Raw genomic sequence first — 20,160 nt, forward strand, 5'->3', positions numbered from 1 at the left:
AGGGTCGTTCAGGGAAAGAAAGAATGCGGACGGTACTGGGCATCGAAAGCTCGTGCGACGAGACGGCGGCGGCACTGGTGACCAGCGACCGCAAGATCCTCGCCCAGCGCATCGCTTCGCAGGACGAGGCGCATCGGCCTTACGGCGGCGTCGTGCCCGAAATCGCCGCGCGCGCCCATGCCGAGCGTATCGCGCCGCTGATCGAGGCCACCTTGGCCGACGCCGGAATGACACTGGACGAAGTGGACGCGATTGCCGCTACGGCAGGGCCGGGCCTGATCGGCGGGGTCATGGTCGGCCTCGTCACCGCCAAGGCGCTGGCCATGGCGACCGGCAAGCCGCTGATCGCGGTGAACCACCTCGAAGGCCATGCGCTTTCGCCGCGCCTTGCCGATGGCGAACTGCAATATCCCTATCTTCTGCTGCTGGTTTCGGGTGGGCACTGCCAGATCCTGCTGGTCGAAGGCGTGGGCAGGTTCCGCCGCCTTGCCACGACCATCGACGATGCGCTGGGCGAGGCTTTCGACAAATCCGCCAAGCTGCTCGGCCTCGGCTATCCGGGCGGTCCGGCCATGGAGCGGCTGGCGCTGGAGGGCGATCCGAAAGCAGTGCCGCTGCCGCGCCCGCTGAAGGGTTCGGACGAGCCGCACTTCTCTTTCGCGGGGCTGAAGAGCGCGGTGATGCGCGCCAAGCAGTCCGGCCAATATGCCGATGCCGATATCGCGGCCTCGTTCCAGCAGGCGGCGATCGACTGCCTGATCGACCGGGCACGGCGCGCGCTCGCGTCGGTGGGCAAGGTCAACGCCCTGGTGGTTGCGGGCGGCGTGGCCGCCAACAAGGCCATTCGCGGCGCGCTGGAAGCGCTGGCCTCCGAACACGACCTCGATTTCGTGGCGCCACCGCTGGCGCTCTGCACCGACAATGCGGCGATGATCGCCTGGGCGGGCGTGGAGCGCTTCGCCATGGGCCAGTCCGACCCGCTCGACGTGGCCGCGCGCCCGCGCTGGCCGCTCGACCCCGAGGCCGAGACCGTGCGTGGCGCAGGGGTAAAGGCATGAGCGCGGCTCAAGTTGGAGTCATCGGCGCCGGTGCCTGGGGCACCGCGCTGGCGCAGTCGCTTGCGGGCGACGGCAGCGACGTCCTGCTCTGGGCGCGTGAAACCGATCTCGCCGATCGGATCAATACCGAGCATCGCAACGCCGCCTATCTGCCCGGCGCCGCCTTGGCCGAAACGGTGCGGGCGACCAGCGACCTTGCCCGGCTGGCGGCACTGCCGGTGCTGCTCGCGGTCGTCCCGGCGCAGTTCCTGGGCGGTGTGCTCTTCCGCCTTCCGGCGCTCGGGTTCGCCGGAGATCTGGTGCTCTGCGCCAAGGGGATCGAGGCGGGCAGCGGACGGCTCATGGCCGAAGTGGCGGCCGCGGCCGTGCCCGGCGCCGAGATCGCCGTGCTTTCCGGTCCGACTTTTGCGCATGAAGTGGCCGCCGGGCTGCCCACGGCCGTGACGCTTGCCTGCTCGGGCGGCGAGGCGCAGTGGCGGCGCCTCTCGCCCGTCATCGCCCGCCCCGCTTTCCGTCCCTACTATTCCGACGACGTGATCGGCGCCGAGATCGGCGGCGCGGTCAAGAACGTGCTTGCCATCGCCTGCGGCGTCGTCGACGGGCTGAAACTCGGCCAGAACGCCCGCGCCGCGCTGATCGCGCGCGGCTATGCCGAGATGCTGCGCTTCGGCCTGGCGCGCGGCGCGCGGGCGGAAACGCTTTCGGGCCTTTGCGGCCTTGGAGACCTCGTGCTTACCTGTTCCTCATCTTCCAGCCGCAATTTCTCGCTCGGGCTCGCGCTCGGGCAGGGGCTGACCGCCGCCGAGGCGCTTTCCGGCAAGAATTCGGTGGCCGAAGGCGCCGCCACCGCGCCCGTCCTTGCCGAGATCGCCCGCCGCGACGGCATCGAGATGCCGATCGCCGAGGCCGTCTGCCGCCTCCTCGAAGGCAAGGCTCCCGCCGGGGAGGTCGTGTCTCAGATTCTTGCCCGCCCGCTGCGTGCCGAGCAGGAGCCGCATTCTTGACCGAGGGTATCGTGGGCCGCGACGCGGCCGAACAGGGAGCCCGCGAGCGCGACGATATCGCGGCGCTGGCCAAGGGCGGCCGCACCAATCTCTTCGGGTTCTTCCTGCGCCTTGCCGCGCGCATCCCGTTCCTGTTCATCGCCGGTCGCGCCTCGGTCTACGGCCCGGCGGCGCTGGGGCGCTTCGCCTCGGCGCTGGTGGTGATCGAACTGACCTCGATGATCTGCACGATGGGCGAGAAGCGCGGTCTGGCGCAGCGCCTTTCGGATACCGAAGGGCAGGTCCATCCCGCCAATGTGATCGCCGACGGCATGATCATCGCGCTGATGGCATCCTGCGCGGCGGCACTGTTCTTCTGGTTCGTGCCCGCGCCGATGTTCCCGGGCGGCCACTATACGCAGATCGACCGGCTGATGGTGATCGCCATTCCGCCGCTGACGATGACGGAGATCTGGCTGGCGGCGCTGGCCTATCGCCTGCGGGTGACGCCGACCGTCTGGTCGCGCGCGATCGTGGAGCCGTGGGCGATTTCAATCCTGGCGGGGGCGATGATCTGGCTGGCGCCTGCCAGCGGCCTGTCGATCGCCTATATCGGTTCGGTCCTGGCCGCCGCGATCACCGCCTTCATTCCCTTCTTCCGCGAATACGGCATTCCGCAAGGCTGGCGTCCGCGCTTCACCGACATGCGCAAGCTGGCGCTTCGCTCTGCCCCCATCGCGCTCGCCGACACGATCGAGTGGGCGACGCGGCGGGTGGACATCTTCCTGCTCGGCTTCCTCGCGCCGTCTTCGGCCGTCGGCGTCTACTATGCGGCGCAGCAGGTCGCGAGCCTGCCCCAGAAGCTCAAGACCAGTTTCGAGCCGGTGCTCGGCCCGGTCATCACCCGCAATCTCAAGCAGAAGGACTATGCCGCGATCGCCCGGCAGGTCTGCCAGGTCGGCTTCTGGATCACCGCGGCCCAGGCGGGTATCGCGCTGGCGCTCGGCATTCCGGGCGAGGGCGTGATGGGCCTGGTCGGCCGCGAGTTCGTGGGCGGCACCGGCGCGCTGGTGTTCCTGCTCGCCGCCGAAGTGGTGGCCGCCACTGCCGTGGTGAGCGAGGCTGCGCTCGTCTACGTCGCCCGCATGCGCAATCTCGTCGTCTCGATCTCGACCATCGCGCTTCAGGCGGTGCTGACGCTGGGCGGCATTCTGGTGATGCAGAAACTGGGCTACAACCCGCTGTTCCAGGCCGCCACGGCGGCTGCCGCGCTGATGCTGGCGCTGGGCTTCGCCTCCCTGGTGAAGTCGAAGATGCTGGCGGACTTTCTCGGGGAGCCGATCAACAACTGGCGCTGGGCGCTGGTATGGGCGGCGGCCCCCGCGGTGGTGATGGGCTATCTCGCGACCGAGTTCCTGCCGGAATGGGCGGAGCTGGCCTTCGGGATCCCGGCGATCCTCGGTTCCTATTTCCTGGTGATCTGGAAGAAGGCTTTCGGCCCCGAGGACCGCAAGCTGTTCCAGAAAACCAAGGAGGCATGAGCGCGTATCCGGTTTTCCTTGGGTTTTTCGCAAACTCTTCGGGTCTCGGGCGTTTCCTCCCGGCGCTGAAATGCTCTAGGCTCGTGCCATGAATCCCCGTCGCGCTTCCATCGTCGCCGCCGGTGCCGCTTTTTGTCTGGCGCTTTCCTTCGTCGCCACGCGCATGCAGGGTACGGTCTTCATCGGCCAGCTTGAGCATGAGGCGGAAACCGTGCGCGATCAGGCCGGGGGCACGGGCATCGACCTGGCCTTTCGCGATCGCTACGGCTGGCTGACCCGTCATCCGGTGCTCTCGGGCGGTAAGGATCTCGATTCCGAAACCCGCAAGCGCGTCGCCGCCGCCGTGGCGGGCGTGCCGGGGATCGGCGGCATCAGCTGGTCCAGCGAAGGCGATGGTGCGACCGGCAAGCTGCGCTGTCAGGACGACGTCGAAGCGATCCTTGCCAGCCGGACCATCCGCTTCACCGAAGCCAGCGCCCGGATCGACCCGGTGAGCGAGCGCCTGCTGGACGAAGTGGCCCGGGCGCTGCGTCCCTGCGTGGGCAGCATCATCGCCGTCACCGGGCATACCGATGCAACCGGCAACCCGGAGGCGAACAAGGCGCTGTCGCTGGCGCGGGCCGAATCCGTGCGCTGGGCACTGATCGGGCGGGGCATTCCCGCCGACGGACTGCGTGCCGCCGGGCTGGGTTCGAAGACGCCGATCGCAGGGCTCGATCCGCTCGACCCCGCCAATCGCCGCATCGAATTCTCGGTGATCGCCTCGGCGCCGGTCAAGCCGACGCCGATCGATACGCCCGGACCTGAATGAGCGCCCGGAATGAGAGGGCTGCCGGGCGAATGCAAATTACGATGAAAGGAGCCGCCGATGCCGCTATGGCTTGAAATGGCCGTTTCGGTGCTGATGACCTACATGGCAGGTTTCGGCATCGGCTGGCTGGTGTGGAACCGGAAGGGATAAGTTGTGGTGGAAATGATTTCGGCCAACTGGCTGATATTCGTCGTTGCGTTGCTGGTGGGCATCGCGATTGCCTACTGGCTGTTCGCGCGCGCCTCCAGGCCCGCTCCGCGCCAGCATCGTCCCGACGTGCTGGACGAAGGCGCGGCGCCCGCACAGCGTAACCAGGCGCTGATAGACGATGCCCCGCCCGCCGCGCAGTTCGCCGCGCCGGTCCATATCGATCCGCCGGCCATGGCGGGGACGATGGCAGGCATTGGCGAAGTGATCGCCGTGGCCGCGCAGGAGGAAGTGGACGCGGTAAAGACGCCGCCCCAGACCATTGCGGCCGAACCGGAACCGACCCCCGCGCCTGCTGCACCGGCAGAGGCCGAAGGGGACGACCTGCGCAAGATCAAGGGACTCGGCCCCAAGATGCTGACGCTGCTCCATTCGCTGGGCGTGACCCGTTTCGCGCAGATCGCCGCCTGGACCGAGGGCGACCTTGACGAGCTCGACGGCAAGCTGGGCGCCTTTGCTGGACGTCCCCGGCGCGACAACTGGGTGGAACAGGCCCGCCTGCTCGCCAGCGGCGATACCGGCGCTTACGAAGGCAAGTTCGGCAAGCTCTGAGAGTTCGGTTGAAAATCCGCCGCAGGCGGATTTTGGCGGCACCGGCCCGCGCCCCCACCCTACCACCCAACGGTATTATCCTGCGGGTGGTAGGGTGGAGGCGCGGGCCGGTGCCGCCAGAAAATGTCTTGCAGGCATTTTTCAAGCAGCTCGAAGCGCACGAAAAAGGGGCGGGAAGTTTCGACTTCCCGCCCCTTTTTTCTGTCTGGGCCTAACGCGCCCGAACCTGGATCATGCGGCTTCCTTGGTGCCGAAACGTCCATGGTTGCGGAACGGCGTCATCCAGCGGTCGAGGAACAGCTCCAGCGGGCGCGGTGTGATCTTGAGGTCCGCGAAGGCGGGGAAGGCGCCGCTGGCGACATTGCCTGCCTTGAGCAGCTTGAGCTGGTCGCCGCTGATCGGCGTGCCCGGCAGGGCGGCGACGAGACCGGCGATGCCGTCCGAAAGTTCCGCGAAGCTGCGCTTGCGGCAGGCAGCCTCGGCGATGCGCTTGTTGAGGTCGATCATCGAGACGACTTCGGGTCCGGCGAGTTCGAAAGTCTTGCCGCCGTGTACTTCCGGGGCGCCGAGGGTTTCGGCGATGGCCAGGGCCACGTCGTCCACGAAGACCGGCTGAAGTTGGGCCTGGGGTGCGAAGACCGGCAGGACCGGCAGGCGCGAGACGAGGTTGCCGAACATCATCACGAAATTGTCGTCCGGCCCGAACATGACCGAGGGACGCAGGATCGTGGCGGTCGGGAAAGCAGCCAGCACGGCCTTCTCGCCCTCGGCCTTGGTGCGCGCATAGGCGACGCTGGACGAGGCATCGGCGCCGATCGCGGAAATGTGGACGAATGCCGTGGCTCCCGCTGCCTTTGCCGCAGCGGCGACGCGGCCCGCGCCTTCGCCCTGCACGGCATCGAGATTGCCGGTGAAGGCGCCGACGAGGTTCACGACGGCGTCCGATCCGGCCAGCACGGCGGCCAGCGATTCGGGCCTGGTCACGTCCACGCCCGCGAACTGCACCTGGCCGAGATTGCCAAGCGGCTTGAGCGCGAAGGACTTCTTGGGATTGCGGCTGGCGACACGCAGGCGCGCGCCGCGCGCAAGCAGTTCCTGTGCTACGTGCTTGCCGACGAAGCCGCTGCCGCCCAGCAGCGTGACGATCTTGCCGTAGAGGGGGTCGGTGGCTTGGCTCATGATCAGAACGGGTCCTTCAACGTGGCGCAGGCTCATCGGGCGCAGGTAGGCGAAGAAGGAAAGAACAGCCGCCCGCGCCGGTTTCGCGCATGATAAGCGCCCTTGGCACAAGGCCGGTTCCCGAGCAACCGGGCGAAGGCCTGAGGCCGAGATTTCGCCTTTTTTCACGCTATTTGAAAAAAGTTGAATTCGGGGCGTTGACAAGAATCAGGCAGCCCCTTAGAGGCGCCCTCCTACCCGGCGAGGACGGCAACAACGGCCCCCTCGCTTCCGTGCCCAGATGGCGGAATTGGTAGACGCACCAGCTTCAGGTGCTGGCGCTCGCAAGGGCGTGGAGGTTCGAGTCCTCTTCTGGGCACCATTCTTTGCCAAATAGCTGATATGTCGCGAAAATCACCCCCTCGGGGGACCCCCGCACAGCAATCCGGTACACAAAATGGTACACTGGAGGGCTTGTTGCCGAAGGGACTTGATTGGATTCGCGAGGAGAAGTCGGGGCGGCTGATCTATCGGCGGCATTACCCTGCCGATGTCCGCAAAGTTCTGGGCAAGCTCGAAAAGAAGGTGTCGCTCCAATCTAGGTGGCGGCTGACCGCAACCGGCTCTACCCTTTACCATCGGGCATGCGCGGAGTTCGACCGGGAAGTCCGGGAGGCTCGTGCGTCACTTGAGTTGGCCGCGAAGCGTAAGGCCGCTGCTCATGATCCCATCACTCCCGAGATTGTCGAGCAAGTCGTCCTCGCCTTCCGCTACCAGCGCCATCAAGCCAACAACCTTTTGATGATGACAGGCGGCGGCCGTGCAGACCGGGCGGTGGGCGGTTTGGATTGGATGATTTCCGAGTTCCAGGAATGGAAGATCGAAGCCGACTATGAGAAAATGGAGGAGCATTGGGGCCGGATCGCCGACAAGCTCCTCGCCGATGCGTGCGTCTATCCGGACCCGGAGGATGTGGAAGGGCGGGAGCGCGTACTGTGGGCGCTGAACGACGCTGCGATGCTGCGAGAGGCTGCGGATCGCCTCCAGTTGGCAGGGAAGGCCGTAGAACCGCCTGCAAAGCCTATGCGTCCAAAGAATCCTCGCGGGCGCTCCAAAACCGTCACGGCCCTCGTTGAGGCCTACAAGGCGGACAAGTGGGACGGCTGGAGCCTGTCGAGCCGCGCAGCGGTGGAGGCGCCTTTCAGGATACTCAACGAGGTCCTCGGCGATCAGCCTGCTGTGGAAATTGATCGAGAAACTGCCCGCGAGATTTTCAGCATCGTGAGGGCAATGCCCGCTGGCCTCGGCAAAAACAAAGACCTCAAGGGATTGTCCATTCTCGCGGCGGTGGAACGGGGCAGGACGTTGGGATTGCCTGTCCTCGGGCCGAAAACCGTCAACAGTAGCTATATGGGGCATATCTCCGCCGCGTTTGGTTGGGCAGAGAAAGAGGGCTGGCTGGTGAAGAACCCGTTCGTCGGCCTGACGGCTGCGGACCCTGTCGCCGATCAAGACAAGCGCGACGCATTCACCGGCCCCCAACTTTCCAAACTTTTCAACTCCGCGCCGTGGGATCGACCACATGTGAAGGGAGCCAAATATCCGGGCCGCTACTGGATACCGCTCGTTGCACTCTTCACCGGCATGCGCTTGGCCGAGATAGGCGGGCTTAGGGTCATGGACGTGGAGACCCTCGACGGCTTCCTCTCGCTTCGAGTGCGTCCGCATGAGTTCAGGTCCATCAAGACGAAGGAAAGTCGTCGGGACATCCCTGTGCCGAAAGCCCTCCAGGCCCTCGGGTTACTCCAATACATCGAGGAGCGCCGGAAGGACGCAAAGCCCGGGGACCTATTGTTCCCCGACGTGCGGACGAACGTGAACGGAAAGGTCGCCGCCAAGATCGGTGAGTGGTTTGCGGCGCATGTGAGAACCTCTGGGATCGTTGGGACCAAGCTGGGCGTACATAGCTTCCGGCATAACTTTGAGGACCGCTTGCGGGCAGTCGGGGTGTCGGGAAGTGCAGAGGCCCTCGCGGTGTCTGGCCGCTCTGTGGCGGGCTCCCAGAGCATCTATGGGACTGCGGGAGCGGCAGGGGGCGGCTTCCCCTTGGCTAACCTCCTGTCGGTGCTGGAGATGGTTCAATACGCCGATCTGAACTTGGACCATCTAAAGGCCCGGTGACGTCGGCCGCATTTAGATATCGCAGTTGTGGCAAAAATAAAATTGCCGCAAGCGCTTGTAAGAACACCTAACATTCTGCCACATCAGCCTCGCAACTAAGGGGCTGCGTTATGACGAACGAAATGATCGAGCGGTGGCAGGATGCCTTCGGGGCGTGGCGCCGCTTCATCAGTGGAGCAGCCCGCCTTAAGCACATCTCTATTGTCGTAGACCTGTCGATTAATGGACCGTCCACTTTGGCTGATCTTTCGAAGCGTTTTAATCGCGCTCCTGAGTCTGTCCGAAATGATTTGAACAAGTTGGGCGATACTGACTCCCACGGGAAGGCGGGGGACCGTTTGGTCGAGAAGGTTCGTTTCGAGGACCGGAAGGGGCTGTATTTCCAACTGTCCGCTCGGGGGCATCTAGCCATCGAAGAGGTTGAAGCGGCCCTTAAGGAACAGGAGGAGCCCGATTTTTACTCGTTCGCCGATGAGGACGATGGCGGTATGATGGGAGGCTGGTTGAACTCCCGATCATTCGTGCGGGGTTAAACGCTCTTTCTGGCTTGCGGTGCGCGTTCACGTTAGGGCACCGTGTCATTGATGCCGAAAGAACCTTACGTATCGTTCGCCCAAGCTCAGGGCTATGCCTCTATACCGGAACAAGCAAAGCTCGGCTCCATAAGTCGCGCCACTACGGCCGGACTTTGGCGAATAATTTATGAAGACCTGCGTAATGCGGGAGCGAGTACCCGATTTCCGTTTACTCACCATCTTATCCATCAAGTATTATCTGACTGGTGGGTAGAGGCAGAGCATCAAATGGCGCACACTACGCCACGCTCTTGTGCGGACTGGGTCAAAATTCTGACAAAAAATTTCGAAAATGGGTTCCCCAATTCCTACAATATTGTGCAATATCTTTTGCAGCACCGGCGATGCGCTAGTCATTGGCGATCTGGATTTGCCGAGGTTCTTGAATCAACGCGTGCGGCTTACCGGGTCGTGGACAACACGATTGTCCCGTTCGGGTCGGACTTGGAATTAGCGCAAATTGAGGCGGCACTTGAATCCGCCACTGCCCTCGCTGCGTCGGGCAGTAAAGCGCATCTAATGGCCGCCGCCGCTGAAATGACCTCCGGCGAGAGCATAAAGGTCATCTGCAAGTCCACGGCGACGAAGCAGCACGAAACCTGTTCGACCGTCTCGCAGCCGAGCACGAGGGCTATCAGACCTTCGCCGCCGTGCGAGGCAACTCAATGACCGCAGGCCGCGAGGCCTCCGACGAAATCGCTCGACAGGAACAGGCACTCGCCGACACCGGCAGGGGCCTTTGGGCCGCAGCACAGGGCAGGGGCATTGATGCCGCCCGCCACTTCGGCTCTGCGTTCTCCGGGGAACCGGCGTTGACCAACCGTGTCAACGAGCTGACCGCCGAAGGCCTCGGAAACATCGATCCCTCCGGTGTCCGCCAGATGCTCGGCAACGTCCGGCGCAATCGCGTCATGGACAGCGCTGCCGACAACGTCACGAACGTAGCCGCGAAGCAAACCGCCAAGGTCATCGGGTCCCGTACAGGGGCCGGACTGTCCACTCCCGACAACGAGGTCCTCCTCGGATACCGTGAGCGACCTGACGGTAGCTTCGAGCCGGTCTATGGCAATCCATGGGCCGAACAGGACGGCGACTACATCCCCGCCGACCTCTAGCGCCTTGAGCCTAACACCACTCGGGCAATCTCAAAGCCTCTCAGTCACCTTCGGGCGGCTGGGGGGCTTATTTTTTCGATAGGTCAGAAGCCAAAGACCCATGAGGCCAACTGAAGCACGGCAGCCAGCGCCACAAAGTCTAAGAAGCCTAATGCCAGAGGGGAAAGAAGCCGCTCGGCTGCTAGAATGAGGGACGCCAAGATACCGGCAGGTAACCACCCGAGCCCGAAGCCGAAGAGGAAGCCATAGGTTTCTGCACAGTACCACCAAGCGCCCCCGAAGGTGGCGAACGCACAAAGACCGACGAGAGCGCGTCCAAAATCCTCCCATTTCTCAGCTTTTGAGATAGCCTGCTGTTGGTCCCCCATCGCCGTCCCCTAATGTAATCGGGCCCGAGCTGCCCGCTTCGAGTGGCGCCCGGGCTCCGCAGCCGTCACGCGAAAGCCAGCATAGCCTCCAGGTCGGCTCTCGTAAGGACCACATTCTGCATGGGGGCCCCCTTGGTGGCATGGTCTCGCTGCAAGACGATCACCACGCCATCCCCCATCTTCTGGACGGTGCAGTCGTCGAGGTTGAGCGTCAGTCCGGTAGCGTCCTTTTTCATAACCATTTTGGTGAAAATCCCGTGTGCCGATTTCGTTGGTTACGCCCCACCCCAGCGGGGCACAAAAGAGCCCTTTGCACAGCGATCAAAATGGTACAAGCAAAGGTACACGATTAGTCGAATTGTTGTGCATAAAATGACGTAAAACAGCCACATATGCGGAGTAGTTGTCCAATCCTCTTCTGGGCACCATTCTCACGCAGGTGAGAATACGCAAGGGGCCGCCGCAAGGTGGCCCCTTAGTCGTTTCTGGCGATCCTTATCCGCTTCAGCTCCATGCCGTTCCGCCCCTACCACTTGCGACGTAGTCCTTTGGGATATCGCGGGCAGGGCATTCGGATGAAGTCCTGAGATTACGGAGACTTGGCTTTCGGGTGATGGTGCTGGGGGGAGGCCGCCGCTAGTCTGCGCGGGACGGCAGGCTCTGCCGTGGCCGATACAGCTTCGAAAGGTCGCAGCCTTGCAGGCACTGGCACAGCAGATGATCTCCGGTTCGTTCCTGCCGATCGCGGGGCGATAGGACCGTTCATGGCGAAACCCGACGAAATCGGCCGGAAGGCCACGCGGGGCATGGCCTCGACGGCCATGGCGCAGATCGTCAAGGTCTTGACGACGATGGCGACCACGATCGTCGTCGCCCGTATCCTGTCGCCATCGGACTACGGCGTGGCGGCCATGGTCGCGCCGCTGATGGGGCTGATCATGACGTTCCAGAACCTCGGTTTCACCCAGGCGGTGGTCCAGGCGCGGGAGCTGGATTCGGAGCATTCGAATGCGCTGTTCTGGCTGAGCATCGCCATTTCCGTGGTCGCGGCGCTGGTCATGGTCGCGCTGGCGCCGGTGGTGGGCAGTTTCTACGGCGATGCGCGGGCGGGCTACGTGACGGCGGCGACCGGGCTGACCATCCTGGTCACCGGTTTCAAGCTCCAGCATCAGGCCCTGCTCAATCGCGAGATGCGGTTCCATGCGCTGAGTGTGAACGATATCGTCGTCGCCATCGCCACGTTCGTGCTGACCGCGCTCGCGGCGCTGATCCTGAAGAGCTACTGGGCGATCTGGCTTGGCACCCTGCTCAATGCCGTGGTCAGCACGGCGATGATGTGGCGGGCCTATCCGTGGCGCCCCCGGCTGGGCGCCTCGTTCGAAGGCGTGCGCAAGCTGGTGGTCTTCGGCGCGAACCTGACGGGGTTCAACCTGGTCAATTTCTTCGCGCGCAATCTGGACAACGTGATCATCGCCAAGGCCGAGGGGGCGGACGCGGTCGGCCTCTACGACCGCAGCTACAAGCTGATGCTGTTCCCCCTCCAGAACATCAATCAGCCGCTCAGCCGCGTGATGCTGCCGGTGCTGAGCCGGGTTCGCGACGAGCCCGCGCGCTACCGGCGGGTCTACGAACTGGCCTTGCGGGCGCTCGCGCTCGTTTCCATGCCGGGCATTCTGGCAGCGGCGATGTGCAGCGAGCAGCTCGTGCCGTTCCTGCTGGGCGAGCGCTGGGCGGCGGCCAGCCCGATCTTCTTCTGGCTGAGCCTGACCGCCATCGTGCAATGCGTGCCGAACACCACCGGCTGGCTCTATATCAGCAGCGGTAATACGCGGAACATGATGTACTGGGGCATGTTTTCCAGCACGATCAGCATCATCAGCTTCTTCATCGGCGTCCATTGGGGGGCGGCGGGCGTGGCCTGCGCCTATTTCATCGGCCAGCTCGTCACGCTGCCGCTGCTCTATCACTATGCGACGAAAGGCACGCCGGTTTCCCAGCGGTTCATGTACCTGGTGCAGCTTCCCTCGCTGGTGGGCGGGCTGTTCGCATGGGGCATCGTGTCGATGGTGCGCCAGATGCCCGCGGCCAGCGGGTTGCCGACGGTGGGCCTGCTGACCCTGGCGGTTGCCGCAAGCTATGCCGGAGCGGTCGCGGCGCAGGCCTGCACGCCGGGAGGGCGCCGGGCCATGGCGGAAATGCTGCGTCTGGCCGCGAATCTCCTGCCGGATCGCTTCAGGCGCGGGAAGCTGCAACCCCGGTAGCGCATGGGGTCTGAGAGTCTGTTTGAAAAATGCCCGAAAGGGCATTTTTTAGCGGCACCGGCCCGCGCCCCCACCCTACCACCCGCAGGATACTACCGTTGGGTGGTAGGGTGGGGGCGCGGGCTGGTGCCGCGAAATTCGCATCCGCGAATTTCCAAACAGACTCTGAACGAAAGTATGCTGGCGCGGCAGCGTCTTGCGGGTCTATCCTGGCCACCTGAGAAAGGAGCCAGGACCATGGCCGAAGATCGGATCGCGGACGGTGAAGTCGAGGGTATCCACGACTACAAGGGGCCTGCGGGCGGCTGGGGGGCGCTGGGCGCGGTGGCGCGCACGGTGCGTGAGCAAATGAAGGCCAGCCCCGATACCCGCGCGCTGCTGCAGATGAACCAGCCCGATGGGTTCGACTGTCCGGGCTGTGCCTGGCCCGATCCCAAGCATACGTCTTCCTTCGAATTCTGCGAGAACGGTGCCAAGGCGGTGACCTGGGAAGCGACCGTTAAGCGCGTCGATCCCGAATTCTTCGCGAAGCACAGTGTCAGCGAGCTTTGGACCTGGAGCGATCACCGGCTGGAGGACGCCGGGCGCCTGACCGAGCCGCTGCGCTATGATGCCGAAACCGACCATTTCGTGCCGATAAGCTGGGACGAGGCTTTCGCCCGCGCCGGGGCCGTACTGCGCGATCTGGACGATCCCCACGCCTGCGAATTCTACTGTTCGGGCCGGGCCTCCAACGAGGCGGCTTTTCTCTACCAGCTCTTCGCGCGGGAGTTCGGCACCAACAACTTCCCCGACTGCTCCAACATGTGCCACGAGGCGACGAGCGTGGGGCTGCCCAAGTCGATCGGCATCGGCAAGGGCACGGTGACGCTGGAAGACTTCGACCATGCCGATGCGATCTTCTGCATCGGCCACAATCCCGGCACCAACCACCCGCGCATGCTCTCCACGCTGGCCGCCGCTTCCAAGCGGGGCGTGCCGATCGTCGTCGCCAACCCCATGCGCGAGCGCGGGCTGGAGCGCTTCAAGTCGCCGCAGCATCCCACCGAGATGCTCTCCACTCACGCGACGCCGCTGGCCTCGGCCTATCACCAGGTGCGCATCGGCGGCGACATGGCGATGCTCAAGGGCATGATGAAGCTGGTGGTGGAAGCCGATGCACTCGACCATGCCTTCATTGCCGAACATACCGAGGGGATCGATGCTCTCAGGGCCGATCTCGATGCGACTTCGTGGGACTGGATCGAGACCACGTCCGGCCTCACGCGCGACGCCATCGAGGCGATGGCCAAGGTCTACATGAATGCCGAGCGGGTGATCGTCTGCTACGGCATGGGCATCACCCAGCACCGTCACGGTACGCAGAACGTGCAGTCCATCGCCAACCTGCTGCTGCTGCGCGGCATGTTCGGCAAGCCCGGCGCCGGGATCTGCCCTCTGCGCGGCCACAGCAACGTGCAGGGCGATCGCACCGTGGGCATTACCGAGATTCCTGCCGAAGCGATGCTGGAACGGCTTGATGCCGCTTACGGCATCACCTCGCCGCGCGAGCATGGGCACAATGCCGTCGAAGCGCTGGAGGCCATGCGCGAGGGGCGCTCGAAGGCGCTGATCGGGCTTGGCGGCAATCTCGCGGTCGCCATGCCCGATCCGCAGGCCTGCTTCGCGGCGGTGCGCGGGCTGGACCTTTCGGTGAACATCCTCACCAAGTTCAACCGCACCTGCCTGCTCACCGCTAAGGAGACGCTGGTGCTGCCCTGCCTCGGCCGTACCGAACTGGACGAACAGGCCACCGGCGCGCAGTTCGTGACGGTGGAGGACAGCATGTCCATGGTCCATGCCTCACGCGGGAAACTGAAGTCTCCGGGGCCGCTGGTGCGCTCGGAACCGGCGATCGTGGCGGGCCTCGCCAAGGCGGCCATGCCGCAGAGTAAGGTCGACTGGGACGGGCTCGTGGCCGATTACGACCGCATTCGCGAGGGGATCGAGCAGGTCTATCCCGACTTCCACGACTTCAACCGCCGCGTGCGCGTGCCGGGCGGCTTCCGCCTGACCATCGGCCCGGATCACCGCGTCTGGAACACGCCCAGCGGCAAGGCGCAGTTCCTTGCCCATCCGGTCGAGGCGGAAGCAGGCGCGCGGCCCCTGCTGCTCACCACGATCCGCAGCCATGACCAGTACAACACCACGATCTACAGCCTCGACGATCGCTACCGGGGCGTGACCGGCCGCCGCGACGTGATCTTCGCCAACGAGGTGGATCTGGATATGCTGGGCCTTGCCCACGGCGATCTGGTAGACGTGACCACGCCTGCGGGGCGCAGCCTGAAAGGGTTCACCGTGGTGAAGCACGCCATCGCGCGGGGATCGCTGGCGGCCTACTATCCCGAAGCCAATTGCCTCGTGCCGCTGGACGATTTCGATCCGGCCAGCGGTACGCCTGCCTACAAGTCGATACCGGTAAGGATCGCGCGGGCCGCTTAATTCCTCCCCGAACCGGGGAGGGGGACCATGCAAGGCATGGTGGAGGGGCACAGGCGCATTGCGTAACGGCGAGGGTGCGCGGGAAACCGGCATGACGCGGGGCCAGCCGGGCAATCTTGCTCGAACCGATGGTGCCCCTCCACCATGCTGCGCATGGTCCCCCTCCCCCTCGGGGGAGGAAATTCAAAACGACTGGCGAAGGGAAATGCCTGCCGACGTGGTATTCCCGGCCAGCGCATCGAAGCTGCGCGAGGCATAGATGTCGAGGTGCAGCCGATCCGTCAGCTTCATGTTCGCGCTGGCGCCCACTTCCCACCAGGCGTCCGAATAGTGCTGCGATGCCAGCAGGCCGGAGCGGGGAACCTGCGCCAGATCCTGAAATTGCCCGATCGTGACCTGGGAGACGGCATTGCTCGTCCAGTTGCGCGAGAGCGACAGCCCGGCGTAGTTGTCCGCATTCCGGCCGAAGGCATGGTCGATGCGCATCGTGCCGCCTAGCGTCCAGGTGGGCTCGCGGGTTTCCAGATCGACGAGGCCGGTGAAGTCCGGGGCAGGGCGCAGCAGGCGGCCCTCGGCGTAGGAGCCGACCAGCGTGGGCGTCACGAACCAGCGCGGCGAAAGCGGAAGGATGCGGCCGAAATCGCCGCCCAGCGCATAGTAGCCGCTGCTCTTGGCCCCGGTGCTCTCGCGACTGCCCCATGCGGTGCTGATGCGGCCGTATTCCTGCCGTCCATAGCTGGCCCAGCCGTCCACCACCCAGTTGTCGAAGTTCCCGCCCGCGCCGAGGGTGCCGACGTAATAGTCGGAAGGCAGGGCGGTATAGGCCTGGATCAGCGTGCCGTGGTAGCGCATCAGCCCGCCGCGTACATAGCCACGGCCGACCTGCCGGGTCAGCGAGAGCGATTGCCAGGAGCCGTCCGGGCCGTCGTCGCGGTTGCTGATTCCGGCGGAGAGCGTGACCGTCCAGGGGGCGGGTTTCGGCGCTTCGGTTGCGGCCGGCGCAGCGGCCTCGGCTTCGGGCTGGTCCGCGTCATCCGCCGGTGCGTCCTGCGCCCGCGCGGTGGAAGCGGCGAACAGGGCGGCGAGGCCTGCCGCCAGCAGGCGCGCTTGCGATCTGCGGGACATCAGGCGGCCTTTCGCAGGGTCGGATCGAAAGCGGCCGGAACCGTCACGCGCGCGGCGAACCCGTCGCCGCCGTGGACGAAGTTGACATCGCCGCCATGGGCACGGGCGATCGAGCGGCACACCGCAAGGCCGAGCCCGGTGCCGTTCTGACCGGACTTGCGGGCGGTTTCCGAGCGGTAGAAGGGCTCGAAGGCACGGTCGAACTCGTCCTCGGGAATGCCCGGACCGGCATCGACGATCTCCGCCACCGCCTCGCCATCGGCCAGACTGACCCGCACCTTGGCGCTCTCGCCGTACTTGATGGCGTTTTCCAGCAGGTTGCCGAGCAGGCGGCGAATGCCGACCGGATCGACTTCCACCGGAATATGAACATTGCACTCGATCGTGACATTGCCGCCGACCAGTTGTGCATCCGCGACGCTCCCGGCGATGAGATCGGCGAAGTCCACGCGCTTGCGCGGGCCGGGCGTGGAGGCGTCGCGGATGAAGGCGATGACCTGGCTGATCATGGCTTCCATCTCGGAAACTTCCTTCAGCAGCCCCTCGCGCTGGTCGTCCGGCACGTCCTCGATGCGGAAGCGCAGGCGGGTGAGCGGGGTGCGCAAGTCGTGGCTGATGGCGCCGACCATGGCGGTGCGGTCGTCCACGAAGGCGCGCAGGCGGTAGCGCATCTGGTTGAAGGCATTGGCCGCGCGGCCGATCTCCGCCGGGCCGGACAAGGGCAGGATCGTTGCCGAAGGATCGCGGCCCAGCTGCTCGGCGGCCTGTGCGAAGTCCTTGAGCGGCACGACGATGCGGCGGGCGAAGAGCCAGGCGAAGGGGCTGATGATCGCCAGCGAGAGCGCGAACCAGAGCATGACCCGCTTCTGCCAGGCATTCGGGAAAGGCTCCGCGCGCGGCGCCACCGCCAGCCACTGGCCATTCGGCTGGCGGGTGGCGGCCACGAAATCGCCTTCGATGAACGGCGGGGACGTCAGCGCGAAGAAGCTGCCCCCGGAATGGCGGAAGGGAATAGGCTGGGGCGTGCCCGGAACCGCCGGAAGCGGCGCGGCGGCGGCGGGCGCCTCTGCCGTAGGCGTGATTCGCGGCGCGGCCGGAAGCGCCGGGGCGGGCGATACCAGTGTGACGGGCGGCGCCGCGACGGTGACGGGAATCGGCCTGTCGGCGGCGGAGCGGGGCACCGGCGTCACAGTCGGCACCGATACCGGGAGCGTCGTGCGCGGAAGGTCGTTGATGCCGGGCATAACCGGTGTGAGCACGCCCGAACCCATGGCGCCGCCACCGACCGGACCCATGATCCCGCCGGGGCGCAGGCCCGGTCCCGTGAAGCGCCCGGGCTGGCCGTCCTGATTGACGATGCCGCCGTTTCCGGGAGTCTGCGTGCCCGGATTCTGGTTTCCGGTCTGATTTCCGGCCTGTCCGCCGGGGATGGCGCCGGGCGGTCTGCCCGGGCGTTGCCCCTGTACGCCGCCCGGAACTTTGCCGCCCGGCATCTGGGCCCCTGGAACATGGCTACCGGAACCGGCGCTTCCGCCGGGCATGGACGGCGGGCGCGGCATCGAGCCGCCGGGGCGCATGCCGCCGGGGAACTGTCCGCCCGGCATCTGTCCGCCCGGAAAATGCCCGCCGGGCATGCCGCCAGGGCCGCTCGCGCCGCCGGGAGGCGGGCCGCCGGGGATCGACTGGGCATCGGCGGAACCGACCAGCAGCGAAGAGACGCCGCCATGCGGGCGGGTCTGGCTTTCTACCCTGGCCAGCGGCGAGCGCCCGTTGCTGGGCACGGCGACGCCGCCCACCGGCAGCTGGGTATAGAAAGCCAGCACCACGTCCTTGCGTGCGCGGCCGAGTCGCTGGGCCAGTGCCTCGCGAGAGGATTCGGAGACGAGCCAGCCCTGGCCGCTGACGTCGGGCGGGCCCACCATGGGCTTGCGTTCAAGCCGGTCCGGGACCTCGCCGCTGGTCAGCGCAATGGCCACTTCGTCGATATTCCAGCGCGCGGTCGGGCTGGGGGGCAGGATCACGGTGAGCGCCAGCGTCACCAGCTGCGCGCCGATAAGGGCGCAGACCAGGATGACGATCATCTGCATCGCCAGCGGCAGTCCGAGTCGGCTGGTGAGGCGAGGCGGGGTCATGACGGCGCACCTGCCACGGGATCGTGGCAAATTCGAGATGCCACGGACTTGTGGCCCATACGAGGCGCAGGGAGGGAGAGGGGGAGGGCGCGATTTTGCGGCGCGGGCTCGGAAGAGAGGGACACTGCTCTTCCGAACCCGCTCCGCGCCCTCGCTACGGGGCCTGAAGCCGCGCGGCGAGGACGGTCACCTCGGGGACGGTCCGGTAAGAGCCTGCCAGGCCTTGCCGGACGGTAATCTCTGTCAGCTCCGTTCGCCGCATCACCTTTCGGAAGGGCGGGCCGAGCCTGATGTCGCCGCGCCGGATAGCACCGATTTGTGTCAATCTCGGGTACGGCTTCCGGCAGTCCGCCAACCGATAATGCAAGTTCTGGCGACAATATAAGTCCGGGGCCGTCGCAGGACAGGGCGGGTGCGACTACGTGACCTGCCGCTGCGACGGACCCGGCGCCGTCCGGCGCCTTGGCGGTGGCTAACCGGATGGCGGTTCCGGCCGTTCCGGCGGATTGCGGCGCGGATACGGGCACGACGGGGGACGTCGCTCGACCTGTGCCACAGTCCATCCAGGACGGAACCTGACGAACTCGAATGTTCATGAGGCTGCTTCTCGGGTCGCGAGTTTGCCTGCACATTTCATCCAGATTGCAATGCGGCTGCGATCTTGTCGCAAGCTGTATCCCGCCTGAAACTGTGTTGAAATCCGGGGGGCACACAGGGTTTCTATCGCCGCGCAATGATCCTAGAACGTGCCACGATGGACCTTGAAACCCGCATCCTCATCGTCGACGACGATGAAGGCATCCGCTCGCTGATCGGCGAGTTCCTGGGCAAGCACGGCTATGCCACCGAGACGGCGGCCGATCCCGCGGCCATGCGCGAGCATCTGGCGCGCGGGCGATTCGACCTGATCGTGCTGGACGTCATGATGCCCCGCGAGGACGGGCTTACCGCGCTTCGCGCGCTCGGCCCGGATGCACCGCCGGTCATCATGCTGTCGGCCGTGTGCAGCGATGTCGACAGGATCGTCGGGCTGGAAATGGGCGCCGACGACTATCTCGCCAAGCCCTGCAATCCGCGCGAGCTGCTGGCGCGGATCCGCACCGTGCTGCGGCGCCGGGCGGGAACGGGCGGGCCGGTGGAGCGCGTGATTTCCGCCGCCCCGGAACCGCGCCCGGTCAACGACGTCCATTCCGGCGAATGCCTCTATTTCTCCGGCTGGCGCATGGACCTGGGGCTGCGCCTGCTGTTCGATCCCGCCAACCGCCTGATCTCGCTGTCGGACGGAGAGTTCCGTCTGCTGCGCGCCTTTGCCGAGCATCCCCGCCGCGTGCTCACCCGCGATCAGCTGCTTGACTGGTCGCGCGGAGAGGACAGCGATCACTACGACCGCGCCATCGACGTCCAGCTCTCCCGCCTGCGGCGCAAGCTGGCGGAAGGCGAAGGCGGCGGCGATATCATCCGCACCGTGCGCAATGAAGGCTACCTCTTCGTGCCTTCGGTTTCCGGCGACATTCCAGCCGCATGATGCCTGTGCGGCGGCCAGTTGTGCCGCCACAGGGATGAAATGCGCCTGAAATCACGCTGAAATTGCGCTGAAATCCTGGGGCAA

At 65.5% G+C, this 20,160-nt stretch carries 17 protein-coding genes and 1 tRNA gene; 13 read left to right on the forward strand and 5 right to left on the reverse strand.

Annotated features, from left to right (window positions below; translation table 11 throughout):
• Nucleotides 1–23: 23 nt before the first annotated feature.
• From tsaD to NTCA1_RS14155, 5 genes are all read left to right on the forward strand, one after another.
• A complete protein-coding gene (gene tsaD, locus NTCA1_RS14135) occupies nucleotides 24–1,058 on the forward strand; it encodes a tRNA (adenosine(37)-N6)-threonylcarbamoyltransferase complex transferase subunit TsaD (protein ID WP_159830977.1) in 1,035 nt (344 codons plus the stop codon).
• Nucleotides 1,055–2,062, forward strand: a complete 1,008-nt coding sequence (locus NTCA1_RS14140; RefSeq protein WP_159830978.1) for an NAD(P)H-dependent glycerol-3-phosphate dehydrogenase — start codon at nucleotides 1,055–1,057, stop codon at nucleotides 2,060–2,062. Before tsaD ends, NTCA1_RS14140 begins: the two co-directional genes overlap by 4 nt.
• Complete coding sequence (locus tag NTCA1_RS14145) at nucleotides 2,059–3,582, forward strand: lipopolysaccharide biosynthesis protein (protein WP_236549326.1); 1,524 nt, start codon at nucleotides 2,059–2,061, stop codon at nucleotides 3,580–3,582. The genes NTCA1_RS14140 and NTCA1_RS14145 overlap by 4 nt, the downstream gene beginning before the upstream one ends.
• An 88-nt stretch (nucleotides 3,583–3,670) precedes the next feature.
• The gene (locus NTCA1_RS14150) at nucleotides 3,671–4,393 is read left to right on the forward strand and encodes an OmpA family protein (protein WP_133083393.1); all 723 of its coding nucleotides are present in this window, start codon (nucleotides 3,671–3,673) and stop codon (nucleotides 4,391–4,393) included.
• A 162-nt stretch (nucleotides 4,394–4,555) separates the two neighbouring features.
• Nucleotides 4,556–5,152 carry a hypothetical protein gene (locus NTCA1_RS14155; protein WP_159831032.1) on the forward strand — a complete coding sequence of 199 codons (597 nt, stop codon included), beginning with the start codon at nucleotides 4,556–4,558 and terminating at the stop codon, nucleotides 5,150–5,152.
• A gap of 231 nt (nucleotides 5,153–5,383) precedes the next feature.
• On the opposite strand, the gene NTCA1_RS14160 is transcribed toward NTCA1_RS14155, so the two are convergent.
• Complete coding sequence (locus NTCA1_RS14160) at nucleotides 5,384–6,331, reverse strand: complex I NDUFA9 subunit family protein (protein ID WP_159830979.1); 948 nt, start codon at nucleotides 6,329–6,331, stop codon at nucleotides 5,384–5,386.
• A 274-nt stretch (nucleotides 6,332–6,605) separates the two neighbouring features.
• Between NTCA1_RS14160 and NTCA1_RS14165 the strand changes: the two genes are divergently transcribed.
• The 5 genes from NTCA1_RS14165 (at nucleotide 6,606) to NTCA1_RS14185 (ending at nucleotide 10,181) form a co-directional block, all read left to right on the forward strand.
• Nucleotides 6,606–6,692, forward strand: a tRNA-Leu gene (locus NTCA1_RS14165).
• A gap of 95 nt (nucleotides 6,693–6,787) precedes the next feature.
• On the forward strand, nucleotides 6,788–8,491 hold the full coding sequence (locus NTCA1_RS14170) for a site-specific integrase (RefSeq protein WP_159830980.1): 1,704 nt from the start codon (nucleotides 6,788–6,790) through the stop codon (nucleotides 8,489–8,491).
• A gap of 110 nt (nucleotides 8,492–8,601) precedes the next feature.
• Nucleotides 8,602–9,024, forward strand: coding sequence for a hypothetical protein (locus NTCA1_RS14175; protein WP_159830981.1), 423 nt, complete (start codon nucleotides 8,602–8,604; stop codon nucleotides 9,022–9,024).
• Nucleotides 9,025–9,075: 51 nt separating this feature from the next.
• Nucleotides 9,076–9,735, forward strand: a complete 660-nt coding sequence (locus NTCA1_RS14180; RefSeq protein ID WP_159830982.1) for an AbiJ-NTD4 domain-containing protein — start codon at nucleotides 9,076–9,078, stop codon at nucleotides 9,733–9,735.
• On the forward strand, nucleotides 9,732–10,181 hold the full coding sequence (locus tag NTCA1_RS14185) for a hypothetical protein (protein WP_159830983.1): 450 nt from the start codon (nucleotides 9,732–9,734) through the stop codon (nucleotides 10,179–10,181). The genes NTCA1_RS14180 and NTCA1_RS14185 overlap by 4 nt, the downstream gene beginning before the upstream one ends.
• Before the next feature lie 83 nt (nucleotides 10,182–10,264).
• On the opposite strand, the gene NTCA1_RS14190 is transcribed toward NTCA1_RS14185, so the two are convergent.
• Both NTCA1_RS14190 and NTCA1_RS14195 read right to left on the reverse strand, forming a co-directional pair.
• Nucleotides 10,265–10,549 (reverse strand): hypothetical protein, encoded by a 285-nt coding sequence (locus NTCA1_RS14190; RefSeq protein ID WP_159830984.1) that lies wholly within the window; start codon nucleotides 10,547–10,549, stop codon nucleotides 10,265–10,267.
• A gap of 65 nt (nucleotides 10,550–10,614) precedes the next feature.
• Nucleotides 10,615–10,791, reverse strand: coding sequence for a hypothetical protein (locus NTCA1_RS14195; protein WP_159830985.1), 177 nt, complete (start codon nucleotides 10,789–10,791; stop codon nucleotides 10,615–10,617).
• A 522-nt stretch (nucleotides 10,792–11,313) separates the two neighbouring features.
• On the opposite strand from NTCA1_RS14195, the gene NTCA1_RS14200 reads away from it, so the two are divergent.
• The gene (locus tag NTCA1_RS14200) at nucleotides 11,314–12,810 is read left to right on the forward strand and encodes a lipopolysaccharide biosynthesis protein (RefSeq protein ID WP_159830986.1); all 1,497 of its coding nucleotides are present in this window, start codon (nucleotides 11,314–11,316) and stop codon (nucleotides 12,808–12,810) included.
• A 237-nt stretch (nucleotides 12,811–13,047) separates the two neighbouring features.
• Complete coding sequence (locus NTCA1_RS14205) at nucleotides 13,048–15,294, forward strand: FdhF/YdeP family oxidoreductase (protein WP_159830987.1); 2,247 nt, start codon at nucleotides 13,048–13,050, stop codon at nucleotides 15,292–15,294.
• A 183-nt stretch (nucleotides 15,295–15,477) separates the two neighbouring features.
• On the opposite strand, the gene NTCA1_RS14210 is transcribed toward NTCA1_RS14205, so the two are convergent.
• Both NTCA1_RS14210 and NTCA1_RS14215 read right to left on the reverse strand, forming a co-directional pair.
• Nucleotides 15,478–16,419, reverse strand: coding sequence for an autotransporter outer membrane beta-barrel domain-containing protein (locus tag NTCA1_RS14210; RefSeq protein ID WP_159830988.1), 942 nt, complete (start codon nucleotides 16,417–16,419; stop codon nucleotides 15,478–15,480).
• Nucleotides 16,419–18,551: an ATP-binding protein gene (locus tag NTCA1_RS14215; protein ID WP_159830989.1), complete on the reverse strand. Its 2,133-nt coding sequence runs from the start codon at nucleotides 18,549–18,551 to the stop codon at nucleotides 16,419–16,421. The genes NTCA1_RS14210 and NTCA1_RS14215 overlap by 1 nt, the downstream gene beginning before the upstream one ends.
• Before the next feature lie 733 nt (nucleotides 18,552–19,284).
• Here NTCA1_RS14215 and NTCA1_RS14220 point away from each other — a divergent pair.
• Entirely contained in the window at nucleotides 19,285–20,076 is a 792-nt protein-coding gene (locus NTCA1_RS14220) for a response regulator (protein WP_236549327.1), read from the forward strand.
• Nucleotides 20,077–20,160: the final 84 nt, after the last annotated feature.

It is taken from the genome of Novosphingobium sp. TCA1 (assembly GCF_009811895.1).
Lineage (GTDB): Bacteria > Pseudomonadota > Alphaproteobacteria > Sphingomonadales > Sphingomonadaceae > Novosphingobium > Novosphingobium panipatense_A.

Bases quoted from the DNA above. Each gene is read 5' to 3' on its own strand.
- tsaD (WP_159830977.1), top strand. From the start codon at position 24: ATGCGGACGGTACTGGGCATCGAAAGCTCGTGCGACGAGACGGCGGCG.
- NTCA1_RS14140 (WP_159830978.1), top strand. From the start codon at position 1,055: ATGAGCGCGGCTCAAGTTGGAGTCATCGGCGCCGGTGCCTGGGGCACC.
- NTCA1_RS14150 (WP_133083393.1), top strand. From the start codon at position 3,671: ATGAATCCCCGTCGCGCTTCCATCGTCGCCGCCGGTGCCGCTTTTTGT.
- NTCA1_RS14155 (WP_159831032.1), top strand. From the start codon at position 4,556: ATGATTTCGGCCAACTGGCTGATATTCGTCGTTGCGTTGCTGGTGGGC.
- NTCA1_RS14160 (WP_159830979.1), bottom strand. From the start codon at position 6,331: ATGAGCCAAGCCACCGACCCCCTCTACGGCAAGATCGTCACGCTGCTG.
- NTCA1_RS14175 (WP_159830981.1), top strand. From the start codon at position 8,602: ATGACGAACGAAATGATCGAGCGGTGGCAGGATGCCTTCGGGGCGTGG.
- NTCA1_RS14180 (WP_159830982.1), top strand. From the start codon at position 9,076: ATGCCGAAAGAACCTTACGTATCGTTCGCCCAAGCTCAGGGCTATGCC.
- NTCA1_RS14185 (WP_159830983.1), top strand. From the start codon at position 9,732: ATGACCGCAGGCCGCGAGGCCTCCGACGAAATCGCTCGACAGGAACAG.
- NTCA1_RS14190 (WP_159830984.1), bottom strand. From the start codon at position 10,549: ATGGGGGACCAACAGCAGGCTATCTCAAAAGCTGAGAAATGGGAGGAT.
- NTCA1_RS14195 (WP_159830985.1), bottom strand. From the start codon at position 10,791: ATGGTTATGAAAAAGGACGCTACCGGACTGACGCTCAACCTCGACGAC.
- NTCA1_RS14200 (WP_159830986.1), top strand. From the start codon at position 11,314: ATGGCGAAACCCGACGAAATCGGCCGGAAGGCCACGCGGGGCATGGCC.
- NTCA1_RS14205 (WP_159830987.1), top strand. From the start codon at position 13,048: ATGGCCGAAGATCGGATCGCGGACGGTGAAGTCGAGGGTATCCACGAC.
- NTCA1_RS14210 (WP_159830988.1), bottom strand. From the start codon at position 16,419: ATGTCCCGCAGATCGCAAGCGCGCCTGCTGGCGGCAGGCCTCGCCGCC.
- NTCA1_RS14215 (WP_159830989.1), bottom strand. From the start codon at position 18,551: ATGACCCCGCCTCGCCTCACCAGCCGACTCGGACTGCCGCTGGCGATG.
- NTCA1_RS14220 (WP_236549327.1), top strand. From the start codon at position 19,285: ATGATCCTAGAACGTGCCACGATGGACCTTGAAACCCGCATCCTCATC.